This is a genomic window from Amycolatopsis lexingtonensis (assembly GCF_014873755.1).
Lineage (GTDB): Bacteria > Actinomycetota > Actinomycetes > Mycobacteriales > Pseudonocardiaceae > Amycolatopsis > Amycolatopsis lexingtonensis.
Genome location: NZ_JADBEG010000001.1, coordinates 8,562,756 through 8,587,393, shown reverse-complemented (window position 1 = coordinate 8,587,393; position 24,638 = coordinate 8,562,756). Strand labels below are relative to the sequence as shown.

The window sequence follows — 24,638 nt, the reverse complement described above, 5'->3', positions numbered from 1 at the left end:
TGAAGCCGAAAGGAGGGCGTTATGAGTCAGAATCAGTCATCTCAGACGGCCGTCTTCTATCTACGCAGCGGCGGCGTTCGCGTGAGCGACGTGCTGCATGGACTTGCCCGACAGCGCGTGGCCTGCCAACAGCGAGCCAATGAGCTAAACCTGCAAGTCCTCGGCGAATACGTCGACCACGGCGGTACCGCTGAGCCCACCGACCAACCCAGCTTGTCCAAGCTGCTCGGCGACCTGGCCACGATGAAGCCGAATTATGTCATCACCTTCGACCATGACCGCATCGCCCGCAAGGTCGCGCGCTACGCCAGCATCGCCTGGACGATCGCCAAATCCGGCTCGCGACTGGAGATCGCATCCGCGCCGCACTACGAGGCAGATGAGCACACCAAACAGCTCATTAGCTATATCGGGTCAGTGCAGCTGACGGACACCACTCCTGACGATCCGGCAAATCAAGAACACGAGAACTAAGAGAGCAGTTACTGACGAGAGGAGGTCACCATGACCGAGCAGACCACCAATTCGCCCGCGCTGGACGCCGCACGTAAAGCCGGACGCACCCGGTCGGGGCAGATACCACCCGCGCTCAAGCGCGAAACCGGCATCGCCTTCGCCTACCTGCGAGTCAGCACCAAGGAGCAGGCCCGTACCGGCGGCGGCGCAGAGGGCTACTCCATTCCCGCCCAGCGCGAGGCTTGCTACGCCAAGGCGCAACAGTTGGGCGTCACCGTACACGCGGAGTACGTGGATGCGGGCGAGTCGGCTCGGTCGGCCGACCGCGAGCAGTTACAGAAGCTACTCAAGGACATCAAGACCATCCGGCCGGACTACGTCATCGTCCACAAGATCGACCGATTGGCGCGCAACCGTGAGGACGACATAGCGATCAACCTCATGCTGCGCAAGCACGGCGTCAAACTCATCTCCTGCACTGAGAATATCGACGATACTCCGAGCGGCCGGCTGTTGTACGGCCTCATGGCCGAGATCGCCCAGTTCTACTCGGGCAACCTGGCCCAGGAGGTCATGAAGGGGCTTGTGCGTAAGGCACAAGAGGGCGGGACGCCGTTCCGCGCTCCGCTCGGCTACCGCAACCGACGCGAAATGCGCGACGGGATCGAATTCTCATGGGTCGAGCTTGACCAGGAGCGCGCACCTATCATCCGCTGGTGTTTGGAAGAATACTCAACAGGCCAGTGGAGCGCCCTCGACTTGACGCTGGCCGCTCGAACCAAGGGACTGACGAGCAGGCCCACGCCGAAGCTTCCTTCTAAGCCCGTCTCCATTACAACGATGTACAAAATTCTCAGCAACCCGTACTACATCGGCGTCGTGAGCTACCAAGGCATTCACTATGAAGGCAAACACGAGGCGCTCATTGATCCGGAGACGTGGCTAGCTAACCAAGCCATCCTAACGGCACATAACCACACCGGAGAGAAGGACCGCACACACAACCACTACCTGCGCTCCACTATCTACTGCTCAGACTGCGAGGGCCGCCTCGTCTTCTCTCGTAACCGCGGCAAGAGCGGCGGGACTTACGACTACTTCATGTGCGTCAAGAAGAAGACAAAGACCAATAACTGCCGTCGGCCTGCCGTGCGACTTGAACGCATTGAGGACGGCGTCGCCACTTACTACCGCCAGTTCAAGGTGACGCCAGAGCATGCGGACCAGATTCGCGAGGCCGTCCGACAAGAGCTGGCCGCCCAGCAAGCTGAAGCGAGCCTCAGCTTAGAGCGAGCCACTGCTCGCAAGGCTCGCGTCACCAACGAGCGCCAGAAGCTGCTCCAGGCGCACTACGCCGGGGCCATCCCGCAAGACGTCCTTGGCTCCGAGATGAAGCGTCTGACACAGGAGCTGGCCGAGGCTGAGACCGAGATCAAGACGGCCAAGGTTGCCACCACTGAAGTGGAAGACATCCTCCGGCGAGCGATCATAGCCGCCAGCCACTGCGAGCAGGCCTACTTGACCGCGCCGGACCACGTAAAGCGGCAGATCAACCGCGGGTTCTTCGAGAAGCTCTACATCGGCGAGGACGGCTCGGTGGAGCGAGCCACCTTGACGGAGCCCTTCGCCGCGCTTGTCACCAACCAGAAAACGGGCACCCAACGTGAAAGTGGCATCACCATGGGTGATGTCGCTTTCATCGGTCCGGGTGTGAAAGATAAGGACTTGGTGCCCCCGACGGGACTCGAACCCGCACTCGATCGATTTTAAGTCGACTGCCTCTGCCGATTGGGCTACGGGGGCACCACACACTCTAGGTCACGCGCTCAGTTCACCGTCCACGACTGGTTCGCCGCGCCCGTGCACGTCCAGATCTGCAGCGGTGTTCCGTCCGCTGAGCTGGGCCCCGTCGCGTCGAGGCACTTGCCCGACGCCGGGTTCACCAGCTGCGTGCCCGACCGACTCCACTGCTGGGCGCCCGTCCCGTTGCAGTCGTACAGCTGCACCCGGGTCCCGTTCGCCGTGCCCGCCGAGGCGACGTCCAGGCACTTGCCCAACGCGCGGAGGGTGCCCGACGTCGAGGTCCACTGCTGCGCGTTCGTCCCGTTGCACGTGTACAGGTCGACCGTCGTTCCATTGGCCGAAGAAGCTCCCGCGACGTCCACGCACTTGCCGCCGTAGCCCGTGATCGTTCCGGCCGAAGACGGGGGTGGCGTGGTCGTGCCGCCGGTGATCGCGTTGAAGATGCGCGAGTACGCGTAGCCCGTCGCTCGGTCGTAGTCCTGGAGCTCCCAGAACGACAGTTCCGCCACTCCGTTCGACGCCGCGAAGCTCTCCAGCTGCTGGGCGTCGGACTGGCTGAACTGGGCGCCGTCGTCGTTGCGGCCGGCGATCGGGGTCAGGCCCATCATCGCGTACGCCGCCGCGGTCGAGATTCCGTACAGGCTAGCCAGCTGGGACGCCGACGCGCGGGCAGCCGACAGGGCGTCGGACAGGACCGGCTGGCCGTCGTAGAAGTCCATCACCATCAGGTTGACGACGCTGACCTTCACGCCCTTGCTCTTCGCGTCGCGCAGCAGGTCCAGCTCCTTAGACGGCAGGCCCGTCGGGTCGACCGCGAGCGTGTAGTCGACCTGGACCGCCGGGTTCTGCTGCTGCAGGGCCGCCAGTGCCGCATTGCGGCGCTGGTTGGACGTCGTGTCGTCCAGGACGCCGCCTTCGATGTCGAAGTCCAGGCGGGGCGTGCCGTAGGTGTTGACGACGTTGGCGTACGCCGCGGTCAGGCTGGCCGTGTTCGTGCAGGTCTGGGCCAGTTCGCCGCCCTCCGCGCCGCCGAAGGACGGGATGACGTTGCCGCCCGCCGCCTGGAGGGTGCTGATCTGGGACTTGAACGAGCCGACGCCGGTGCCGTTCGCCTCCCAGACCGGGGTGCAGCCGGACTGCGGGGTCAGGAACGCCAGCGTGAAGAACTTCGTGCCGGTGGCGCTCTGGTCGGCGGCCATCTGGCCGGCGTCGGCGTCGCTGATCTGGAGGTACGGCGCCGCGTAGTGGGCCGGGAAGGCCGGGCTTGCCGCGGCCGCAGTGGACGGGATCGTGACGACCGCGGCGCTCAGCGCCACCGCGCCGAAAGCCGCTCTGGTACGGGAAAAGGACATGGGAGCTCCAGGGGACCGTGAGGGGAGGGAGCCGGCGCGGACTTATTCCGCGTTGTGAAGAAAGGGTTTACCCGCTCCGCCGCCCAGTTGTCCAGACCATGTCGCTCACCGGCACACAATCGCCTTTTTCCGGCAATACGCCGAAATCCGTTGTTCCGGCGCAGAATGCCGGAACAACGGATCCCCCCTCACACCCCGATGACGCCGCCGTCGAGGAGCCCCGGACCGCGCTCGCGGCGCCAGTCCTCCGAGCGGCGGCGCCGCCGCTCCTGCTCGCGGCTGATCCAGTCCCGCCCCTCCGCGGACACCGCCTCCAGGACGTGCAAGGCGCCGGCGATCCCGGACACCTCGAGCGCGAGGCGCTGGAGCGCCGTCTGGCTCTCGAGGCTGGTGTCGGTCAGGCCGTCGAAGCTCTCCGCCACCACCGAAATCTGCTCACCGCTGATCAGGCTGAGCCGCAACGCGCGCCGGCGCAGGGATTCCGACTGCATCAGCGTCGCCTGGTCGCCGCTGAGGATCTGGTAGCGCCACCCGTCGGCGTACCGGATGCCCACTTCGGCCACCCGCGCGGCGGCGAGCGAGGTGTACTGGAACGACGTCCGCTGCTCGTTGTGCACGTTCCCGGTGAGGAAATCGAGTTCGACCTCGATTTCGCGCACGCCGCTTTCGGACAGCAAAAAGATCAGCACGACGTACCGCGAGTACCGCATCGGGCCGTGGATGACCCGCGCCCGCAGCGCGTTCGCCGCCCCTTCGGTCAGCACCACGTGCGTGACCAGGTCCCGGTTGCTCAGCCCGTGTCGGCGCAGCGCTTCGGTCTTCAGGAAGGTCTTGTCCAGGTCGAGCCAGCGCGCCATTTCCGCGTCGTCCGGCCGGTCGCGCAGGACCTCGAGCCAGTCCGCGTAACCCCGCTCCTCTTCCGCGAGCAGCTCTCGGCCGCGCAGCTCTTCCTCGGCGCGGTGCCGCCGGTCCGCCACGATCTTGGTGACGCCGGTCAACGCCAAGAACCCGCCCACCGCCAGGAAGACCGCCGCCACGGCGAACCCGCTCTGGCCGGCCAGCATCAAGAGCGCGGCGAAGATCACCACGGCGAGCCCGATCCGGTGGACGGCGACCGCCGTGCCCGATGGCCGCAGCTCCTGCCGGTAGGCGAACAACGTCCCCGCGCGCCACTGCGCCGCCGCCCGCTTCGCGTGCCACCGGATGAGCCAGTCGACGGCGTTGGCCTCGACCTGCGCGTTCCCGAACAGGGCCACGAAGCGCCACTTGTAGTACTCGCAGAGCCCCCTGGTGTCGTTCAGCCAGCTGCCCTCGACGTGCGGGCGCGCGTCCCAGAACCGGGCCTCGACCAGCTTGTGGATCTGCTCGACGAAGTCCGTCCGCACCCAGTGACCCGGCGAGACGGCGGCTTGGTACTGCAGCGGGATCCCGTGTTCGCGATCGCGCTGCACGAGCCGGCGCGAGGCCAGTTCCCGTTCCGCGCCACCCCAGAACGCGGCCGCGACGCCGCCCGCGAAGAGCAGCAACGCGGGGATGGCGATCCCGGGCCGTCCGGTGCCGAAGCTGCCGAGGAAGGTGATCAGGCCGAGCAGCAGACCGAGGCCGCCGAGCACCGGCTTCGCCCATTCCGACGCCGAAACCGCCGGCGCCTGGGTGGTGAAGTACCGCGGCGCCGCGGGGTCCGGCTCGAAGAACTTCCACGCCCGGCCCGCGCGGTCGGGCTGCAGTCGTTCCTCACGGACGCGCTGCGCGTCCTCGGCGTCGAGGCTGTCCTGCAGCGCGCCGCCGAGGACCATGGCGAGGTGCCGGGTGATCTCGCCCTGCCGGTCCCGGGGCAGCTCGCGGAAGTTCGAGAGCGCTTTCGCGAGGTCCGCCGAAGCGAGCGTCTCGCCGATCTCCTGCCGCCACACGCAGGAGATCAGCTCCCACACGACGTCGAGCGCGGCGCGCCAGCTGTCGTGCGGGAACCGCCGAGCGGTGACGTCCGCGGTCCGGAACCGCTGGTAGACGTCGTCGCCGATCTCGTTGAGCGAGCGGTCGCTCAGCACCGAAAGGGCGTAGTGGTAGGCGAGGCGGGTCGACGCGTCGCCGTGGTGCAGGAGGTCCTCAAAGATCGACTCCGCCATCCGGGCCGTGCCGCCCCGCAGGTGGTTGAGGGCCACCTCGAACTTCCGCTCCGGCGGGTCCGACTCGTGGATGTGGTAGGTCGTCTCGTTGCGGTGGAAGGTGCCCCCGAAGATCGCGCCCACCTGCTGCTCGACGTGCGCCTGGCCGCTCGCCTCGTTGGTGTTGCGCACTCCCGGGAACCCTTGGGGGAACGTCATTTCCGGTCTCCTCGCTGCGGCCCGACGGTCAAGTTGCCGTACACGGCGCCGATCTGCTGCCCCACCCGTGAGTCACCGGTGGCGAGGTTGAGGTTGCTGAACCCGCGCGGCTCTTCCGCCGGGCCGCCGGTGCTTTCCGCGTCCTCGTCGTCGATCTCGGCGATGAGCGCTTCGGCGAAGGCGGCCGCGTTGCCGGCCGCGACCGGCTGCCACCCGGCCCCGTCGGTGACCGCCTTGGCGCCGCCCGCGTGGTCGCTGACGCCGCGGACGCTGATCGCCGGGAGGTCGTCGTTGAGGTGGCCGGCGAGCGCGAAGCCGGCGCTCTCCATTTCGACCGCGACGGCGTCGGTGTAATGCTCGTGCAGCCACCGCGCGACCTCGGACGTCCGCGAGTCGAGCACGACCTCGCCGGAGGCGACGGGCTCGAAGTGGACGCCGGGACGGCCGCCCGCCGGCACCGCGGCGCACCATTCGCCGGCGCGCCCCACCGACCGGGCCAGCTCCAGCAGCCGGTGGGCCGGCGTCCACGCCTGCGGGCTGCTCCGCATGCCGCCGTCGGTGCTGCGGCCGCCGTGGTAGGCGTAGACCTTGGTCGCCACGACGACGTCACCGAGCCGGGTCCAGTCGCGGAGCCCGCCCGCGACGCCGACGAACACCATCGCGGCCGGCGAGAACTCCGCCACGGCGCGCTCGGCGATGGCGGCCGCCGGGGCGTTGCCCGCTCCCACCAGCCCGAGGGCCACCCGGCGCCGGCCGAGCTGCCCGACGTGGAACAGCGTGCCGGCCCGGTGCGCGCGGACCGTGGCGCCGGTCATCCGGTCGAGCACGGCGGACCGCTCGACCTCCAGCGCGGTCAGGACGACGATCACGCGATCACCACTTCCCCGCGTTCCACCATGGCGTTTCCTCCCTCGTTGCGATTTGCAGGGTGCAAGGTAGACCTGACGGACCGTTCTCGTCAACGAGACGAATATTGACCGCCCGCTACACTGTGCACTATGGACAGTTCCGTCGCGGTGGCTTCCCCGGCTGTCGAACATGCCTGAGCCCGAGGAGTGGAAGATCCCCGAGGTCGCGCTCGCCGTCGACCTCGCCGTCTTGACGATCCACGACGGTTCCCTGCAGATCATGCTGATCAAGCGGGGAATCCCCCCGTACGAGGGAATGCTCGCGCTCCCCGGCGGTTTCCTCGCCTCCACGTCCGAGGACCTCGACCACGCCGCCACTCGTGAGCTGTCCGAAGAAACGGGTCTCGACGCGAAAGCGTTACACCTGGAGCAGCTGCGCACGTACGGCACACCCGGGCGAGACCCCCGGCAGCGCGTGATCACCGTTTGCTACGTCGCGTTCTCGCCCCAGCTCCCGGCCCCCGTCGCGGGCGGCGACGCGCGCGACGCCGTGCTCATGCCGGTCGAGAAGGTCCTGCGGCCCCGGACGCAGGTCGCCTTCGACCACAAGAAGATCATCGCCGACGCGGTGGAGCGCGCCCGCGCCAAGCTGGAGTACACGACGCTGGCGGCGGCGTTCTGTGCGCCGGAGTTCACGATGACGGACCTGCGCGAGGTGTACGAAATCGTCTGGGGCGAGCAGCTCGACCCGCGCAACTTCCACCGCAAGATCACGGGCGTCGAGGGGTTCCTGATCCCGACCGGGGAACGCGTTTCGCGGCAGCCGGGCCGGCCGGCGGCGTTGTACCGGCGCGGGCCGGCGACCGTGCTGCACCCGGCGATGTTGCGGAGTCGTCCTTAATCGTCAGCTTGACGTTAACTGACAGGCGGGGTTACCGTCATGGGGACAGTAATCGTCAGATTGACGGGAAGTGGCGGCATGGAGATCCACTGTGAAGCCGGGCGCGCGATCCGGATGGTGGCGTTGGCCTTTACGATCGGCGCGGTGCTGGGTGGCGGGATCGTCGGCTACGCCTCGGCCGAGCCCGTCGGCCAGACCGAGGTGCACGCGACGCAAGGTGATGTCCGGGCTGTCGGCGACCCCTGAAAACGCCGAAGGCCTCCCGCACCAAAGCAGGAGGCCTTCGAAAGCGAAACCGTCAGGACTTCGAAACCCGGGCGAACTCGTCCTTCGGGTTGTTGATCTGCCCCAGTGAAATGACCTCACGCCGGAACAACCCGCCGAGGATCCAGTCGAACAGGATGCGGATCTTACGGTTCCACGTCGGCATCGCCTTGAGGTGGTACGCGCGGTGGAAGAGCCACGCCGGGAAGCCCTTGATCTTCAGGTTCAGCGCGTCGGCCACGCCCTTGTGCAGGCCGAGGCTGGCGACCGCGCCGAGGTTCTTGTGGTAGTAGTCCTTCGGCTTGCCGCCGCGGATCACCTTGATGATGTTCTTCGCCAGCAGGGTCGCCTGGCGGACCGCGTGCTGCGCGTTCGGCGGGCACGTCGCCGTCGGGTCTTCCTCGGTGCGCGAGAGGTCCGGGATCGCCGCGTTGTCGCCCGCGGTCCAGACGTCCGGGTGGCCGACGACCTGCATCGCGGCCGTCGCCTCGAGGCGGCCGCGCTTGTCGAGCGGGAGGTCCGAGTTGGCCAGCACCGGGTTGGCCTTCACGCCGGCGGTCCAGATGATCGTGTCGGTGTCGAACTCCGTGCCGTCCGAAAGCACGACGTGGCCGTTTTCGAACGACTTCGCCGCAGTCGACAGGTAGACCTCGATGCCGCGCTTCTCCAGCTGCTCGACCGTGTACACCCCGAGCGTCTCGCGGACCTCGGGCAGGATGCGCCCGGCGGCCTCGACGAGCACCCAGCGGACGTCGGACGGCTGGATGTTCGGGTAGTAGTTCTCCACCGCGAAGCGGGTCATGTCCTCGAGCTCGGCCAGCGCCTCGATGCCGGCGAACCCGCCGCCGACGACGGTGAAGGTCAGCAGGCGCTTGCGCAGCTCGGGGTCCAGCGTGCTGGCGGCCTCGTCGAGCTTGGTCATGATGTGGTTGCGCAGGTAGATCGCCTCGCCGATGGTCTTGAAGGCGATGCCCTCTTCGACCAGGCCGGGGATCGGCAGGATGCGCGCGACGGCGCCGAGGGCGACGACGAGGACGTCGTAGCCGAGCTGCTCGATGTGGCCGTCGGCGGCCTCGACCGTGACCGACTTCTTGTCGTTCTCGATCTTGGTGACGCGCGCGGTCAGCACGTGGCAGCGCTTCAGCACCCGCCGCAGCGGCACGACCACGTGCCGGGGCTCGATCGCGCCGGCCGCGGCCTCCGGGAGGAACGGCGCGTAGGTCATGTGGGGCTGCGGGTCAACGACGGTCACGGAGGCCTCGTTGGCCCGGAGCATCTTCTGGAGGCCGTAGGCCGTGTAGAGCCCGACGTACCCACCACCGAGGACGAGGATCCGAGTCGGTTCCGACTTCGACTTCGCAGCAGCCATGTCCTCATGGTGACACCTTCGCCGCGACCTCGCTCGGGGGCCCCATCCGGCTGTGACCAGCGTCGCTGCGGTTTCCGTAACGATTCAGTCGTGGCCTGTCACCGAGGTCGCGGCGCGGAAGACGTCCGCCACCATGGCGTGGGTCACGCGCCGTGTCTGGACATTGCGCGGCGACACGTGATAACAGCCGAAAACACGCAGGTCGCCCAGCTCCAGGACCGCGCCGTGCGCGAACGCCGGCCGCGGCTGCGGCACCGGCCAGCCGGCCGCGGCGAGCACGGGCAGTAGTGCCTGCCAGCCGAACGCGCCGAGCACCACGATCGAGCGCAGTGTCGGACGTAACAGCGTCAGCTCCTCCGCGAGCCACGGACGGCACGTGTCCCGCTCGGCCGGCGTCGGCTTGTTCTCCGGCGGGGCGCAGCGCACCGGCGAGACGAGCCGCGTGCCGTACAGCTCGAGGCCGTCCCCGATGCGCTCGGACGTCGGCTGCGACGCGAGCCCGACCTCGTGCAGCACCCGGAAGAGGAAGTCACCCGAAGGGTCGCCGGTGAACATGCGGCCGGTGCGGTTCGCGCCGTGCGCCGACGGCGCCAGCCCGACCACCGCGAGCGACGCGTCGGGCGGGCCGAAGCCCGGCACCGGGCGCGCCCAGTACTCCTCACCGCGGAAGGCCGCTTTCGTGCCCGCGACGCCTTCGCGCCAGGTCACCAGCCGGGGGCAGGCCCGGCACCCGGCCACGGCGGCGTCCAGCTCGGCCAGGGACCTCATCGCAGCGCCGCCCGGGACAGCCGGTCGGCGCGGCGGGTCGTCTCGGGCAGGCGGTAGCGCGGGGTCAGCGCCAGGGTCAGCCGGCAGGCGTGCGCCAGGTCGATCCGGTGCCCGGCCGAGACGTACACCGGTTTGACGCCGTCCTGGGTCCGCAGCACCGCGCCGACCTCCTCGCCGGCGTCGACCAGGGGCACCGACGAGCCCCGGGTCGCCGGGGGCTCGGGGTGGGTGCCGACGAACCGCGTCTTGCCGACGCCGAACGCGGGCCGCCCGGTCAGCACGCCGAGGTGGCAGGCCAAGCCGAAGCGCCGCGGGTGGGCGAGGCCGTGGCCGTCGCAGACCAGGACGTCCGGCTCGTGCTCCAGCGCGTCGAGGGCGGCCAGCAGCGGTGGCAGCTCGCGGAAGGCGAACAGGCCCGGCTCGTACGGGAAGACGGCCTTCGCGCGGTGCGTGCGTTCCTCGACCACGGTGAGGCCGGCGGTCTCCAGGGTGACGACCGCCGCGGCGATGCCGTCGTCCTCGTCGTAGGCGACGTCGAGGCCGGTCACCGTCGGCGGCAGCTCCGGCAGGTCGCCGGTGAGCTCGACCCGGCCGCGCAACGCTTCCTGGACGGCGAGGGCCTCCTCGGCCGTCGACGGCCAGTCCCCGGTGTGCACCAAGTCACCCTGCCACAACTAAGTTGGGGCCATGGCGGACACGACCCCCGAAGAGGCTCCCGAGAAGAAGGCGCCGGAAACCACGGAGATCCCGGCCGAGCCGACCGATGACATCGTCACGACCCAGCACACGCTCACCGTGAAGCGGAAGAAGCTCGCGTACACGGCGAAAGCGGGCCGGGTCGTGCTCCGCAAGGAGGTCGTCAAGGACGGCAAGTCGGAGGGCTTCAAGGCGAAGGCGGAGGTGTTCGTCACCTCCTACACCCTCGACGACGCCGACCCGGGCACGCGGCCGGTGACGTTCGCCTTCAACGGCGGCCCCGGCTCGTCGAGCATCTGGCTGCACCTGGGCCTGCTGGGCCCGCGCCGGGTGCTCTCCGGCGACGTCGACGACCTGGTGCCGCCGCCGTACGGGCTGGCCGACAACCCCGAGACGCTGCTGGCGCACAGCGACCTGGTGTTCATCGACCCGGTGTCGACCGGCTACTCGCGGGTCGCGGGCGGCGAGGAGACCAAGGACTTCCACGGCTACCAGGGCGACATCGAGTCGATCGGCGAGCTCATCCGGCTGTGGGTGTCACGGCACCAGCGCTGGCTGTCGCCGAAGTTCCTGGCCGGCGAGTCGTACGGCACGCTGCGCGCCGCCGGGCTGGCCGCGCACCTGCAGGACCGGCACGGGCTCTACGTGAACGGCCTGCTGCTCATCTCGTCGGTGCTCGACCTGGGCACGCTGCAGTTCACCGAGGGCAACGACCTGCCGTACTCGCTGTACGTGCCGACGTACGCGGCGATCGCGCACTACCACGGCCTGCACGGCGACCGCCCGCTCGACGACGTCCTCGCCGACGCCGAGGACTTCGCGGCCAAGGACCTGCCGTGGGCGCTCTCCCGCGGCGCGCGGCTGTCCACGCAGGACCGGGCCGAGGCGGTGGCCACGCTGGCGTCGCTGACCGGGCTCACCGAGTCCTACGTGGACCGGGTGAACCTGCGGATCGAGCACGTCCGGTTCTTCACCGAGCTGCTGCGCGACCGCGGCCTGACGGTCGGCCGGATGGACGGCCGGTTCACGACGTGGGAGCCGGACGGCGGCCGCGAGCACATGAGCGACGACCCGTCGATCTCCCGCGTGGTCGGCGCCTACGCGGCGGCGTTCAACCACTACGTGCGGGCGGAGCTCGGGTACGAGAACGACCTGCCGTACGAGATCATCCACGAGGACACGTTCAAGGCCTGGTCGTACAAGGAGTTCGAGGGCCGCTCGGTGTCGGTGGTCGATTCGCTGAGCTCGGCGATGCGCGCGAACCCGCACCTGAAGGTCCACGTCGCGTTCGGCCACTACGACGGCGCGACGGCGTACTTCGCGGCCGAGCACGTGCTGGCCCACCTGCGGATCCCGGAGGAACTGCGCGACAACATCGACACGGCGTACTACCCGGCCGGGCACATGATGTACATCCACGAGCCGAGCCGGGTGCAGCAGTCGAAGGACCTGGCGAAGTTCGTCAAGAAGGCGTCGAACCGCTGAGTCCCGGCCCGTAGCGGGCGCCCGGCGGCAGCGGGGGAACCCGCCGCCGCTGGGCGAAGTACCCGATGACGTGCGTGGTCACCGCCAGCGCGACGTAACCGGCGAGCCACGCCTTGCCCGGCAGGTCGGGGTACCCGAGGTCCACGAGCACCGGGACGGCGAACAACGACGGCACGGTGCAGTGGACGTCCTGGAGCCGCGTGACGGTGTCGACCGCGAGCGAACCCTCGTCCTCCGCGATGACCGGGCGGCGGACGATGCTCGTCAGGACGACGGCCTCGACCGCCGCACCGAGGACGATCGCGCCGAGCCAGAAGCGGGCCCAGACCGAGCCGCCGGCCACCATCGTGACCGCGAGGACGGCGCCGCCGCCGAACGTGACCGCCAGCGAGGCCGCGTACCAGCCGTTCACCACCTCCCGCCACGGCGGGCGGGGCCGGATCAGCCGCTCGTCGCCCAGCCAGGCGACCGCCCGCCGGTCGCCGGCGCGGATCTGCAGCCAGTTCGTCAGGACCAGCGACGTCCAGACGAACCACGGGACCCCGGCGTCGGGCAGGTCGGCGCGGTCCAGCCAGGGCACCACCTGGTACCCGAAAACGCCGATGACGAGCACCGCGTTGGTGACGAACACGTAGGTGAATGCACCGGGCTCGCTCTTGCCGCGGCGGACGCTCAGCCGGTAGGTCAGCAGCTGGGTCGCTTCGGAAACGCGGATACCGCGCACCGCCAGCCACTTGACCGCCGCCCGCTCGGCGGCTGTCACCGCGATCACCGGGCCACCCCGGGCTGGGCCGGCAGCGGGACGCCGTAGTCGCCCGGCGGGAGTACCGGGCGGCGCCGCCGGTGGCGCAGGCTGCCCACGAGCTGCAGGGCCAGCGCGAGCCCCGCGTAGCCGATCAGCCAGGGCCCGAAGCCGGGCGGTTGCCGGTTGGTGGTGAGCAGGTCGAAGAGCACCGGCAACGCGTAGTACGCAGGCATCACCAGGTAGAGGTCCTCGATCCGCACCACCGCGTCGACGGCGGCGGACGGCTCGTCCTCCGCGAGCACCGGCCGCCGCACGATCCCGGTCGCGATCACGCCGAAGACGACTCCGCCCAGCGCGAGCACGCCGAGCCAGCTCCAGGCGTAGGTCCGGTACGGGGTCGCCAGGAACATCGTGATCGCGAGCGCGGCTCCCCCGGCGAAGGTGACCGCCGTCGACGCGAGGAACCAGCCGCCCGGCACTTCCCGCCACGACGGGCGCGGCCGGTCGAGCCGCCGGGCGCCCAGGCGGCGCGCGGCTCGCCGGTCCCCCGCGCGGATCATGGACCAGAAGGCCAGCTGATTGCCGGCAAGCAGGAAGTAAAGGACCTTGCTCTCGGTCATCTCCACGCCGCGGACGCCGGGCAGGTACTGCAGGCACTGGTAGCCGACCGCGGCGGCGGCCGCCAGCAGGAGGAACACCGCCAGCCGGATCAGCAGCGGCAGCGCGTTCCCGCCCGTGCGGCCGCCGAGGCGCGTCGCGAGCAGGGGCGTCGGCACCCCCACGCGGACGCCGTGCCTGCCCAGCCACACCGCGGCGCGGACGAACTCGGCGCGGCTCGGTTCGGACCTCATCGGGGAACCACCTCCAGGTTCGGCCGCAGGACACGGGACCGGCGGCGGTGCAGGACCCAGCCCACCACCTGCGTCCCGACCGCGAGCACCGCGTACGCGACGACAGCGGGCCGGGACGACGGCGGAACCGGCACCGCGAAGAGGAGGTCACCGCAGGCCAGGTACGGCAGGACGGCCGGCGCCGCGTAGGAGTGCGCGTCCTCCACCCGCAGCACCGCGTCGACCATGAACGACGCGGGATCGACCGCGACGACCGGCTCCCGCAGCACGGACCACCAGACGAACCCGGACTGGACGGCACCGAGCGCCAGCAGCCCCAGCCAGAACGGCGCGGCCGACGACGCCAGCGCGAGGAAGAGCACCAGCCCGCCGGCGTAGGCGACCACCACCGATGCCAGGTACCAGCCGCCGAGGAGACCGAGGGTCCAGCTCAGGGCCGGCCGCGCGGCCGGGCGCACCAGCGCGGCCGCCGGCCGGTCGGATTCGCGGACCGTGACCCAGCGCCAGACCTGCGCCAGGACGACCAGTGCGCCGAGGATGAAGCCGCTGCCGACCGCCAGGTCCCCGAACGCCTCGTGCGCGAACTCCATGCCGAAGGTGTTGACGAAGGCGATGACCAACCCCACCGCCAAGCCCACGCCGGGGTGCTTGGTGCGCAGCCGTTCCCGCACGCCGAGGCGCAGGGACAGCAGCGGGACCGGCGTCCCCACGACGACCCCGTGCCGGGCCAGCCACTGCACGGCCATCGCCGCGTCGATGGGTCTCGGTACCTCTCCACCCACGGAAACCTCCCCCTTGTCCCGCGTACACGCCCGAAGCGGCGGAAAGGTTTACCGGCCGCCGATTTCGCCGAGCGCGGCCCGCACCCGCCGCCGCTGCGCGACGCCCACGACGACCTGCATCGCCACCGCGAGAGCGACGTAGCCGAAGAGCCACGGCCGCCACTGCGGCGGCTGCGCGTCGCCGACCAGCGGATCCACCAGCACCGGAACGGCGTAGACCGCGGGCAGCGCCGTCAGCAGGTCGTGCGGCCGCAGGGCGGTGTCCACGGCCCGGGACGTCGCGTCCTCCGCGATGACGGGACGCCGCTGGACGTCGGTCACCATCGCGGCCGTGACCGCCGCGCCCACGACCAGCAGCAGGAGCCAGCTCCCCGCGTACGTGCGGAACGGGGTCGTGGCGAAGATCGTCACGGCGAGCGCGGCGCCGCCGCCGAAGGTGACCACCGGCACCGCGAGGAACCAGCCGAACACCTCGGTACGCGGCGGGCCGCCGAGCGTCCCGTACCGCGCCAGCGCCTGGCGGTCGCGGACCCGCGCCGGCAGCCAGTAGCCGAGGTGCTGGGCGATGATGAGGAAGAAGACGTACGAGCTGCCCGTCAGTTCCCCGCCGCGGACACCGGGCAGCGACCCCAGGCTCGTGAACCCGATGGTCGCCGCCACGAACCCCAGGAGCGCCACGGCGAACCACCGCCACCACCCGGGCGGGCGCGCGCCGGCGCGGAAACCCAGGCGCGACGCCAGCAGGTCGGTCATCGTCGGCACCTCGACGCCGTGCTTGGCCAGCCAGCGCCCCGCCGCCGCCCGCTCCGCTTCCGTCACGCCACTCACCGGATCTCCGTTCCGTAGTGGCCGGGCGGCAGGCGCCGGCCCCGGACCTCGTGCGCGGCGCGGATGTGGACCACCAGCACCAGGACGACGTACGCGGCCACCGGCACGATCCGCGTCGGGGGCGACGGCCAGTCGGTGGCCAGGTCGAGCCAAGCGAGGAACGTGAATACGAACGGCGCCGCGAACTCCCGGGAGTCGTAGGTCCGCAAAGCCGCGTCGACGGCACGTGAAGCCGCGTCCTCGGCGATCACCGGGGCGCGCAGGACCCGGCCGAGGACCAGCGCCACGCCCGCGCCGCCGACCACCAGCGCGGCGGCCCAGCTCACCGGGTTGGCGGCGAGCGTCGCGCACAGCACAGCGCCGCCACCGAACGTCGTCACCACCGAGGCCAGGTACCACCGGCCCACCTGCCCCGCCGCCACCCGGAACGACGGCCGGGCGCCCGCGGCGACCAGGCGGGCGGCGGCGCGATCGGCCGCGCGGACCCGGCGCCACTGCAGCAGTGGGAAAGCCGCGGTGAACGCGGCGAACGCCAGGAAGCGGGCGAGCACCGGGACCGGCGGTAAGACGGCGACGAACCAGATCACGACGGAGAGCACGCTGTAGGCGGGGTAGGACCGCGTGGCCCGCACCCGGGCCCCGGCACGCACGGCGAGCAGCGGCGTCGGCTCGGCCACCTCCACGCCGTGGCGAGCCAGCCACGTCCGCGCGGCCTGTCTCTCGGCGAGCGTCGTCCACGCCACTTCCACCATCGGACCTCCCCCTGTCCCGTCTTGCACGTCCGGGAAGCCGAATCGGTTTACCGGGCGCGCCCCACGTCACGCACCTCCACCAGCACCCCCACCGACCTCGAACGGCAGGCCGTACGCACCCGGCGGGAGGGGACGGCGACCGAACAGCAGCCAGGCGGTCAGCTGCGTCCCCACCGCGATGACCGCGTGCCCGCCCTGGACCACCACCCACGACGTCCACGCGTTGCCCGCGGCGAGCACCGCGAACAGCGCGGGCAGTGCGAACACGTGCGCGTCCTGGGCCCGCACCACCCCGTCGACCGCCGCCGATGGCTCGTCCTCGGCGATCACGCGGGCGAAGAACGCACGGAAGAGCACGCGCGCGGCCGGCACGAGCCCCACGGCGAGGATCGCGAGTGACAGCAACGCGCCGGTGCGGTCCTCCGGTCTCGTCACGGCGAGCGCCGCGTAGAGCGCCGCGCCGCCGGCGAACGTCCACGCCAGCGACGCGAAGTACCAGCCGCCGAGCAGTCCCGCTGCCGCGCGTGGGCGGTCGCCCGGCGGGTTCGGGTGCCCGGCGAGGGCGTCGCGGTTCCACACCCCCTGCCCGCGGACGAGCAGCCAGACCGCGAACACCGCGGCGATCAGCAGCTCCCGGTACACGTGGAACAGGACGTGGTCGCCGGAGGCCAGCTTCACGACCGTCAGGCAGAAGTAGAGCACCGCGGTCAGGATCAAGATCGGCGCCAGCTCGCGCGACCGGGCACCGACCCGGACCGCGATCAGCCGGGTCGGCACCCGCGTCAGTGCGCCGTGGCGGGCCAGCCACGCGCCGGTGGCGACGACTTCCCGGTACGTCGGTTCGCCGGGCCGCACCGGTCCATGCGTATTCACCGAAACCTCCCCCAAGTCCCGCTTTACACGCGGAACGCCCCGGACAGGTTGCCTGTCCGGGGCGTTCCAGTTCGAGTTTCGTTACTTCAGGTACTGCGACCCGCGGGTCACCGCCGCGTAGGCGTCGACGGCGCCGTGGCCGTAGAAGCCGTTGAACGACGGGTCACCTTCACAGGTGGCCGTGAACGTCGCGTCGCGGCCTTCCTTGAGGTAGTCCACCGTCCGCGGCACCGGGCAGGCGATCTGCGCCGCCGTGCCCTCGAGGACCCGCTGGACCTTGTCCGGGTCCAGGCCGAAGTCGCCGTGCGATTTCTTGCCGTACTGCGAGACGATCAGCGCCGCGACGCCGGTCGCGTGCGGGGTCGCCATCGACGTGCCCTGCAGCCACTGGTAGTAGCCGACCCGGCCGTCGGCCGCCGTCGCCTTCTTGATGCCCGCGGCGAGGCCGGCTTCGGTGATGTTGCCGTCCGCGTCGATGTTGCCCTCGGCGACCCCGACGTTCTTCGGGTACGTCGAGAGGATTTCGTTCTCGACCGTGCGGTACCACGGGGTGCCGAAACCGTCGCGGAAGAAGCCGCCCGGCGCGGAGACCGAGATCTGCTCGGTGCCGTAGTTCGAGTAGTCCGCCTTCTTCTGCGACGGGCCGAACGAGCTGACGCCGATGGTGTGGTTGCCCTCGACCGGCAGGTTGAGGCAGCTCGCGTTGTCGATCTGCCGCGGGTGCGTGGTGTTCGCCGGGTAGTCCGGGCTGGTGGTGTCCGGCTGCGGCGCGCCGAGGTCGGTGTGCTGGTTGCCCAGCGCGACCACCATCGTGACGCCCTTGCGGTGCGCGTAGTTCAGCGCCCGCTGCGTCGCCTCGATGATCGTGCGCTGCTCGGCCTGCTCGGCGGCCGAGTCGGCCGGGTTCGCGGCACAGTTGTACAGCCACGGGTCCGTGTAGAACGACATGTTGACCACGTCGATGCCGGCGTCGCCGGCGTAGGTCAGCGCGTCGACGGTCGGCTGCAGGAAGAAGTAGCCCGAGTCCTGGCCGGCGCGGATGTTCACCAGCGTCACGTTCGGAGCGACACCGGAGACGCCGAAGCCGTTGGCCGCGGCGGCGATGGTGCCGGCGACGTGCGTGCCGTGGCCGCCGTCGTCGTGGTTGACCGGGTCGACGCAGCCGCGGAACTCGCACGGGCCGTCGACCTCGACGCCGTTGACGTCGGTCGGGATGTCGCGGGTGAAGTTGCGGGAGTCGGCCTCGTCGAAGTTCGGCGCGATGTCCGGGTGCGTGCCGTCGATGCCGGTGTCGATGACGCCGACCTTGACCTGCTTGCTGCCCGCCTGCTTGGTGCGCGAAAGGTCCGAGCGGACGGACTTGAGGCCCCAGAGCTGGTCGTCCAGCGGGTCCATCCCGACGGCCTTGTTCGCGGCGGCCTTCTGGGCCGCGGCGCCGCGGCCTTCCTTCTCGACGTTGTCGCTCTTGGTCTTCTTGCCGTTCTTCGGCACCGAGCCGATGACCTGCGCCTTGGCGGCACCGAACACCGCGCGGTTCGAGGACACGCGCTCGGTGAACCCGGTGGCCGGGGCACTGGCCTTGATCAGGCCGACCGCGGAGTTGGTCTCCAGGACCGTGCCTCCCGCGGCCCGGATCGCCTGCTGCGCGGTCGCGATGCTCTGGACGTCCTTGGCGAGCACGGTGAACTCGGTCGCCGGGCCGGCCAGCGCGGGCTGGGCCGAAGCCGCCGGCACCGCGACGGCCGAGATCGCCCCGAACAGCGGGACGGCCATGGCCGCGGCGAGAAGCCTGGGTCTCTTCACGATTCTCCTCCTCGGGAAAGCGGTTCCTGCACCGTATAGATCGGACATTGCGCAAACAACGGCCAAACGTACGTTATGGAACAACCGACTTCTGCTCGGCGAAGTGACAAGCTGACAAGTGCCCGTCCGTCCTGGGCTCCAGCGCGGGCACCTCCTCCGCGCACTTCTCCTGCGCTTTCCAGCACCGGGTGCGGAACCGGCACCCGGACGGGGGATCCAGGGGACTCGGGACGTCGCCGGTCAGCCGGATCACCTGGCGGCGGCCGCGCACGGCCGGGTCCGCCACCGGGACCGCCGACAGCAGCGCCTGGGTGTACGGGTGGGACGGTCGTTCGTAGATCTCCTCGTCGGTGCCGACCTCGACGATCTTGCCGAGGTACATCACCGCGACCCGGTTCGACAGGTGCCGCACCACCGACAGGTCGTGCGCGATGAACACGTACGACAGCCCGAACTCGCTCTGCAGGTCGCCGAGCAGGTTCATCACCTGCGCCTGGATCGAAACGTCCAAGGCGGACACCGGCTCGTCGCAGATGATCACCTTGGGCCGCAGGGCCAGCGCCCGCGCGATGCCGATGCGCTGGCGCTGCCCGCCGGAGAACTGGTGCGGGTAGCGGTTGAGGTGCTCGGGGTTGAGCCCGACCACCTCCAGCAGTTCACGCACCTTCGCCGCGCGCGACCCCTTGGGTGCGACCTCGGAGTGGATTTCGAAGGGCTCGCCGACGATGTCGCCGACCGTCATCCGCGGGTTGAGCGAGGTGTACGGGTCCTGCAGCACGATCTGGATCTCGCGCCGCAGCTTGCGCAGCTCGGCCCCGCGCATCGAGAAGATGTCGCGGCCCTCGAACTTCGCGGAGCCGGAGGTCGGCTCCTCCAGGCGCATCAGCACCTGGGCCAGGGTCGACTTCCCGCAGCCGGATTCGCCGACGACGCCGAGGGTTTCCCCGGGCTGCAGGTCGAACGAAACGCCGTCGACCGCCTTCACCTGGCCGATCGTGCGCTTGAACAGGATGCCGGTGCGGACGGGGAAGTGCTTCTTCAGGTCGGAGACCGACAGGATGGGATCAGGCACGGGAGTTCACCACCTCTTCGGCGAAGTGGCACGCGCTGGTCCGGCCGAAGCCGATCCCCAGCGGTGGCGGCACTTCTTCGGCACAGCGGGCTTCGGCGCGCTTGCACCGCGGGTGGAACGCGCAGCCGGGCGGGATGTCGAGCAGGCTCGGCGGCAGGCCCTTGATGGTCTCCAGCGTCTGTCCTTTGAGGTCCAGCCGCGGCAGCGAGTCCATCAGCGCGGCGGTGTACGGGTGGGCCGGGGCGCGGAACAGCTCGACGACGTCGGCCTGCTCGACGATCCGGCCCGCGTACATCACCGCGATCCGGTCGGCGACCTCCGCGACGACGCCGAGGTCGTGGGTGATCAGCACCAGCCCCATCTTGCGCTCGGCCTGGATCTCGGCCAGCAGGTCCATGATCTGGGCCTGCACGGTGACGTCGAGCGCGGTGGTCGGCTCGTCGGCGATGAGCAGGTCGGGGTCGAGCGCGAGCGACATCGCGATCATCGCGCGCTGGCGCATGCCGCCGGAGAACTGGTGCGGGTAGTCCTTGATCCGGCGCTCGGCGGCGGGGATGCGGACGGTGTCGAGCAGCTCGATCGCCCGCTTCCGCGCGTCCTTTTTGGACATCCCGAGCCGGACGCGCAGCTGTTCCTCGATCTGGAAGCCCACGGTGAACACCGGGTTCAGCGCCGAAAGCGCGTCCTGGAAGATCATCGCGATCTCGCTGCCGCGGACTTCGCGGCGCCGCTCCTCGGACGCCGTCAGCAGGTCTTCGCCGCGCCAGCGCACGGCGCCGCCGGTGATCACGCCGGGTGGCATGTCGAGGATGCCCATCACCGTCTGCGCCGTGACGCTCTTCCCGGAGCCGGATTCCCCGAGCACGGCCAGGGTTTCCCCGGCGTGCACGGAGTAGCCGACGCCGTTGAGGACGTTCGCCACGCCGTCGGAGGTCCGGAACTCGACGTGCAGATCATCGACTTCGAGCAGGAGTTCGTTGTCGGACAAGGGGATCTACCTCGACTTCGGATCGAGCGCGTCGCGGATGCCGTCGCCCAGCATCACGAAGGCCAGCACGGTCAGGGTCACGAAGGCGCCGGGGAACAGCAGCATGTGCGGGTCGACGCGGAAGTAGTCCCGCGAGTCGCTGATCATCACGCCCCACGAGATCACCGGCGGCCGCACCCCGATGCCGAGGTAGGCCAGCGTCGCTTCGGCACCGATGAACGCGCCGAGCGCGATGGTCGCGTACACCAGCACCGGCGCGATCGTGTTCGGCAGCAGGTGCCGGAAGATGATCCGCGGGGTGCTGGCGCCGAGGCCGCGCGCGGCCTTGACGTAGTCGAGCTGCTTGGCCACCAGCGTCGCCGAGCGCATGATGCGCATGGCCACCGGCCAGCTCAGCACCGCGATCGAGCAGACCACCTGCACGATGATCGTGACCGCGGCGGGGTTGCTGCCGGGCGCGTTGAACGTCGTCAGGATGACGATCGCGCCGAGCACGAACGGCAGGCCGGCGAAGATGTCGCCGAAGCGGGACAGGAGGCTGTCGACGAGCCGGCCGTAGTAGCCGGCCAGGATGCCGACGATCGATCCGATGAGGACGGTCAGCACCGTCGAGAACACCCCGACCAGCAGCGACGCGCGGGTGCCGTAGATCGTGCGCGCGTAGACGTCGTAACCCTGGTTGTCGTAGCCGAACCAGGCGTCCCCGGACGGGCCTTCGTTGGCGTGCGTGAGATCGCTGAAGCCCGCGTCGCGCGAGCTGAACAGGCCGGGCGCGATCGCGATCAGCACGATCAGGGCGATGATCACCGCGGACACGACGAACGCCGGCTTGCGCCGCAGCTGGCGCCACGCGTCGCTCCACAGGCTGCGGGGTTTGCGCGGGCCGGTGGCGGAGTCGTCGACGCGGGACAGCTCGGCCGCGTCGGCCCCGCCGCCGCCCACCAGGTTCGGGTCAGTCATAGCGGATCCTCGGGTCGAGAACGGCGTAGAGCAGGTCGACGATCAGGCTCATCAGCAGGTAGACCAGCACCAGCAGGACGACGACGCCGACGACGGTCGCGCTCTCCCGGTTCTGGATGCCGCGGAAGATGAGCCCGCCCAGTCCGTTGATGTTGAACACGCCTTCGGTGACGATCGCGCCGCCCATCAGGGCGCCGAGGTCGGTGCCGAGGAACGTGAGCACCGGGATCACCGAGTTGCGGAGCAGGTGGACGCCGACGACGCGGCTTTGCGGCTGGCCCTTGGCGATCGCCGTCCGCACGTAGTCGGCGCGGCGGTTTTCGGCGATGCTCGTTCTCGACAGCCGGGCCACGTAGGCCATGGACAGGCTGCCGAGCGCGATGCCCGGCACGATCAGCTCGCCGACGCTCGGGTTGTCGGAGACGCTCGCTTCGATCAGGCCGAGCCCGTTGCTGCCCAGGGCGAGCTGCAGCACGATCGCCGTCACGAACACCGGCAGCGAGATCAGGAACGTGGTCGAGACGAGGACCAGGTTGTCGAGGAAACCCTTGCCCCGCAAGCCGGTCAGCACGCCCGCGGTGAGGCCGATGACCGCCTCGATGACCACCGCGATGACCGCGAGGCGCAGCGTGATCGGGTACGAGGTGCCGATCAGCTCGCCGACCGAGGTGCCGTTGAAGGTTTCGCCCCAGTCGCCGGTGAACAGGCTCCCGAGGTACTTGAAGTACTGGACGAAGATGTTGTCGTTCAGGTTGAACTTCTCGGTCATCTGGGCGATGTAGGCCGGCGGGCAGGCGGTCTGGCCGCACTTGCCGGAGAACGGGTCGCCGGGCACGGCCCAGACGAGGACGTAGATCAGGAACGTGGTGCCGAAGAACACCGGGATCAGCTGGAGCAGCCGTCGCAGGACATAGCGGATCATGACGAGTTCCTAGTGCGCGCCGGGCGTCGTGGGCGGGATCGGCCCGCCCACGACGCCGTGGTGGTGGGTGCGGCTTCTCAGCGCGTCACTACTTCTTCAGGACCTCGATGGACGGGTAGTCCGGCATGCGCCGGAAGTCCAGGGCCGCGGACTTGAGGTTCTTCGACTTCGCCGCGACGCCCTTCTCGTCCCACACCGGGATCGAGGGCAGGTCCTTGGCGATCAGGTCCTCGGCCTGCTGGTAGAGCTTGACCGCCGCGTCCTTGTCGGCGGTGGCGTCCGCCTGCGCGAGCATCGCGTCGACCTGCGGGTTCGAGTACGTCGAGTCGTTCGAGGAGCCGCCGGTCTTGTAGATCGGGTTGAGGAAGTCCTCGATGGACGGGTAGTCCGCCGACCAGTCCGAGCGGCCCATGCCGGTCAGCTTGTGGCCGGTCACGATGCTGCGCCACTGGCCGAAGTCGGTCGCGGGCACGAAGTCGCACTCGACACCGAGGGTGTTCTTGATGCTGTTGCACGCCGCGACCAGCGGTTCCTTGCGGCCGCCGTCCGCGTTGGACGCGATGGTCAGCTTGCCCTTGAAGCCGGACTTCGCGAACGCCTCCTTGGCCGCCGCGGGGTCGAACTTGCAGAACTGGCAGACCCCCGGCCGGTAGCCCGGGATGCCCTGCGAGATGTAGCCGTCGGCCGGCACGTAGGTGTCGTTCATGACGGTCTTGGTGATCTGCGCGCGGTCGATCGCCATCGAGATCGCCTTGCGCAGCTCCAGGTTGTTGTAACCCGGCACGTAGTACGGCACCGCGATGGTGCTGATGCCGAGCAGGTGGCCGGTCACGAGCCGGTCGCCGAGGTCGTTCTTGTACTTGCCGCCCGCGACCGCCGACGGCGGCAGCGCCTCCATGAAGTCGAGCCGCCCGCTCAGCAGGTCCTGGTAGGCGGTCTCCTGGCTGGAGTAGATCTTGATGTCGAGGTCCTTGAAGTGGACCTTGTCGTCACCCTTGTAGTCGTCGAAGCGGGTGAGCTTGATGTCCTGGTTGGGCGTCCGCGAGGCGAACTTCATCGGGCCGTTGCCGATGGGGTGCTGTTCGAAGCCCTTGGGGTCCTTGAAGAACGCGTCGGGCAGCGGCGCGAACGCCTGGTAGCCGACCTTGATGTCGAACACCGAGAACGGCGCGTCCAGCGTGACCTGGAACTCGTAGTCGTTCTTCTGCACCAGGCCCGACATCTTGTCCGTGGCCGGCTTGGCGTTCTCGTCCTCGGGGTGGACGTCCTTGTACCCCTGGATGTTCGAGAAGAAGTCGGTGTTGAGCTGCCCGTTCGGGGCGTAGGCGCCGTAGTTCCAGGCGTCGATGAAGTTGTGCGCCTTCACCTCGGTACCGTCGTGGAACTTCCAGCCCTGTTTGATCTTGATGTCGTAGACCTTGGAGTCGGTCGTCGTGATCGAGTCGGCCATCAGGTTGAACGGCTTGGCGTCCGCGCCCTTGAAGCCGACCAGCGTCGCGAACATGACCTGGATGGCCTTGGTGCCGCCGAGGTCGTTGATGTTGGTCGGGACCAGCGCGTTCTGCGGTTCGGTGCCGTAGACGCTCACCGTGCCGTCCGGATCCGTCCCGCCGGCCCCCGCGGAACTACCCGACCCGCCACCGCACGCGGCGAGCACAAGCGCCAGCGAAGTCATCACCACCGTGGGTCCCCAGAGCCTGCGCGAACGACGCATGATCCCCTCCATCTCCGTCTGCCCGAAAGGTGAGACGCACGCTATCGGGGGCGATGAAGCCGATCACAGGACTGCGGTGTTG

At 69.6% G+C, this 24,638-nt stretch carries 23 protein-coding genes, 1 tRNA gene and 1 pseudogene; 5 read left to right on the top strand and 20 right to left on the bottom strand.

What is annotated here, in order from left to right; translation table 11 throughout:
* Nucleotides 1-21 precede the first annotated feature (21 nt).
* Nucleotides 22-474, top strand: a complete 453-nt coding sequence (locus tag H4696_RS40035) for a recombinase family protein (RefSeq protein WP_086861745.1) — start codon at nt 22-24, stop codon at nt 472-474.
* 30 nt (nt 475-504) lie between these two features.
* A pseudogene (locus H4696_RS40030) lies at nt 505-1,635 on the top strand (recombinase family protein); the annotation flags it as partial.
* Between the two features lie 105 nt (nt 1,636-1,740).
* Here H4696_RS40030 and H4696_RS50440 read toward each other — a convergent pair.
* From H4696_RS50440 to H4696_RS40010, 5 genes are all read right to left on the bottom strand, one after another.
* A complete protein-coding gene (locus H4696_RS50440) occupies nt 1,741-2,118 on the bottom strand; it encodes a hypothetical protein (protein ID WP_225955938.1) in 378 nt (125 codons plus the stop codon).
* Between the two features lie 64 nt (nt 2,119-2,182).
* Nucleotides 2,183-2,259 (bottom strand) — tRNA-Leu (locus tag H4696_RS40025).
* Between the two features lie 23 nt (nt 2,260-2,282).
* On the bottom strand, nt 2,283-3,611 hold the full coding sequence (locus tag H4696_RS40020; protein WP_086861744.1) for an RICIN domain-containing protein: 1,329 nt from the start codon (nt 3,609-3,611) through the stop codon (nt 2,283-2,285).
* A gap of 188 nt (nt 3,612-3,799) precedes the next feature.
* The gene (locus H4696_RS40015; RefSeq protein ID WP_086861743.1) at nt 3,800-5,935 is read right to left on the bottom strand and encodes a hypothetical protein; all 2,136 of its coding nucleotides are present in this window, start codon (nt 5,933-5,935) and stop codon (nt 3,800-3,802) included.
* A complete protein-coding gene (locus H4696_RS40010; protein ID WP_086861742.1) occupies nt 5,932-6,804 on the bottom strand; it encodes a 5'-methylthioadenosine/S-adenosylhomocysteine nucleosidase family protein in 873 nt (290 codons plus the stop codon). The genes H4696_RS40015 and H4696_RS40010 overlap by 4 nt, the downstream gene beginning before the upstream one ends.
* Nucleotides 6,805-6,973: 169 nt before the next feature.
* On the opposite strand from H4696_RS40010, the gene H4696_RS40005 reads away from it, so the two are divergent.
* Both H4696_RS40005 and H4696_RS40000 read left to right on the top strand, forming a co-directional pair.
* The gene (locus H4696_RS40005) at nt 6,974-7,684 is read left to right on the top strand and encodes an NUDIX hydrolase (protein WP_086861741.1); all 711 of its coding nucleotides are present in this window, start codon (nt 6,974-6,976) and stop codon (nt 7,682-7,684) included.
* A gap of 78 nt (nt 7,685-7,762) precedes the next feature.
* Nucleotides 7,763-7,930, top strand: coding sequence for a hypothetical protein (locus tag H4696_RS40000; RefSeq protein WP_158104339.1), 168 nt, complete (start codon nt 7,763-7,765; stop codon nt 7,928-7,930).
* Between the two features lie 52 nt (nt 7,931-7,982).
* Here the strand turns inward: H4696_RS40000 and H4696_RS39995 are convergent, their stop codons facing one another.
* From H4696_RS39995 to H4696_RS39985, 3 genes are all read right to left on the bottom strand, one after another.
* The gene (locus tag H4696_RS39995) at nt 7,983-9,317 is read right to left on the bottom strand and encodes an NAD(P)/FAD-dependent oxidoreductase (RefSeq protein ID WP_086861740.1); all 1,335 of its coding nucleotides are present in this window, start codon (nt 9,315-9,317) and stop codon (nt 7,983-7,985) included.
* A gap of 84 nt (nt 9,318-9,401) precedes the next feature.
* Nucleotides 9,402-10,085 (bottom strand): uracil-DNA glycosylase, encoded by a 684-nt coding sequence (locus H4696_RS39990; protein WP_086861739.1) that lies wholly within the window; start codon nt 10,083-10,085, stop codon nt 9,402-9,404.
* Nucleotides 10,082-10,741, bottom strand: coding sequence for an endonuclease V (locus H4696_RS39985; RefSeq protein ID WP_086861738.1), 660 nt, complete (start codon nt 10,739-10,741; stop codon nt 10,082-10,084). Before H4696_RS39985 ends, H4696_RS39990 begins: the two co-directional genes overlap by 4 nt.
* Before the next feature lie 31 nt (nt 10,742-10,772).
* On the opposite strand from H4696_RS39985, the gene H4696_RS39980 reads away from it, so the two are divergent.
* Entirely contained in the window at nt 10,773-12,266 is a 1,494-nt protein-coding gene (locus tag H4696_RS39980; RefSeq protein ID WP_086861737.1) for a S10 family peptidase, read from the top strand.
* On the opposite strand, the gene H4696_RS39975 is transcribed toward H4696_RS39980, so the two are convergent.
* From H4696_RS39975 to H4696_RS39920, 12 genes are all read right to left on the bottom strand, one after another.
* The gene (locus tag H4696_RS39975) at nt 12,244-13,038 is read right to left on the bottom strand and encodes a hypothetical protein (RefSeq protein ID WP_086861736.1); all 795 of its coding nucleotides are present in this window, start codon (nt 13,036-13,038) and stop codon (nt 12,244-12,246) included. The two genes, H4696_RS39980 and H4696_RS39975, sit on opposite strands and share 23 nt — an antisense overlap.
* Entirely contained in the window at nt 13,035-13,862 is an 828-nt protein-coding gene (locus H4696_RS39970; RefSeq protein WP_086861735.1) for a hypothetical protein, read from the bottom strand. Before H4696_RS39970 ends, H4696_RS39975 begins: the two co-directional genes overlap by 4 nt.
* Entirely contained in the window at nt 13,859-14,644 is a 786-nt protein-coding gene (locus tag H4696_RS39965) for a hypothetical protein (RefSeq protein ID WP_143265144.1), read from the bottom strand. The genes H4696_RS39970 and H4696_RS39965 overlap by 4 nt, the downstream gene beginning before the upstream one ends.
* Nucleotides 14,645-14,692: 48 nt before the next feature.
* Nucleotides 14,693-15,472 carry a hypothetical protein gene (locus H4696_RS39960; protein WP_143265143.1) on the bottom strand — a complete coding sequence of 260 codons (780 nt, stop codon included), beginning with the start codon at nt 15,470-15,472 and terminating at the stop codon, nt 14,693-14,695.
* Entirely contained in the window at nt 15,469-16,224 is a 756-nt protein-coding gene (locus H4696_RS39955) for a hypothetical protein (protein WP_192782793.1), read from the bottom strand. The genes H4696_RS39960 and H4696_RS39955 overlap by 4 nt, the downstream gene beginning before the upstream one ends.
* A 66-nt stretch (nt 16,225-16,290) precedes the next feature.
* Nucleotides 16,291-17,097, bottom strand: a complete 807-nt coding sequence (locus H4696_RS39950; protein ID WP_143265312.1) for a hypothetical protein — start codon at nt 17,095-17,097, stop codon at nt 16,291-16,293.
* A gap of 81 nt (nt 17,098-17,178) precedes the next feature.
* On the bottom strand, nt 17,179-18,870 hold the full coding sequence (locus H4696_RS39945; RefSeq protein WP_169735126.1) for a S8 family serine peptidase: 1,692 nt from the start codon (nt 18,868-18,870) through the stop codon (nt 17,179-17,181).
* Between the two features lie 103 nt (nt 18,871-18,973).
* Nucleotides 18,974-19,972, bottom strand: coding sequence for an ABC transporter ATP-binding protein (locus tag H4696_RS39940; RefSeq protein WP_086863657.1), 999 nt, complete (start codon nt 19,970-19,972; stop codon nt 18,974-18,976).
* The gene (locus tag H4696_RS39935; protein ID WP_086863658.1) at nt 19,965-20,960 is read right to left on the bottom strand and encodes an ABC transporter ATP-binding protein; all 996 of its coding nucleotides are present in this window, start codon (nt 20,958-20,960) and stop codon (nt 19,965-19,967) included. The genes H4696_RS39940 and H4696_RS39935 overlap by 8 nt, the downstream gene beginning before the upstream one ends.
* Nucleotides 20,961-20,966: 6 nt before the next feature.
* Nucleotides 20,967-21,920: an ABC transporter permease gene (locus H4696_RS39930; protein WP_086863659.1), complete on the bottom strand. Its 954-nt coding sequence runs from the start codon at nt 21,918-21,920 to the stop codon at nt 20,967-20,969.
* Nucleotides 21,913-22,842 carry an ABC transporter permease gene (locus H4696_RS39925; protein WP_086863660.1) on the bottom strand — a complete coding sequence of 310 codons (930 nt, stop codon included), beginning with the start codon at nt 22,840-22,842 and terminating at the stop codon, nt 21,913-21,915. Before H4696_RS39925 ends, H4696_RS39930 begins: the two co-directional genes overlap by 8 nt.
* 88 nt (nt 22,843-22,930) lie before the next feature.
* Complete coding sequence (locus H4696_RS39920) at nt 22,931-24,556, bottom strand: peptide ABC transporter substrate-binding protein (protein WP_225955936.1); 1,626 nt, start codon at nt 24,554-24,556, stop codon at nt 22,931-22,933.
* Nucleotides 24,557-24,638 lie beyond the last annotated feature (82 nt).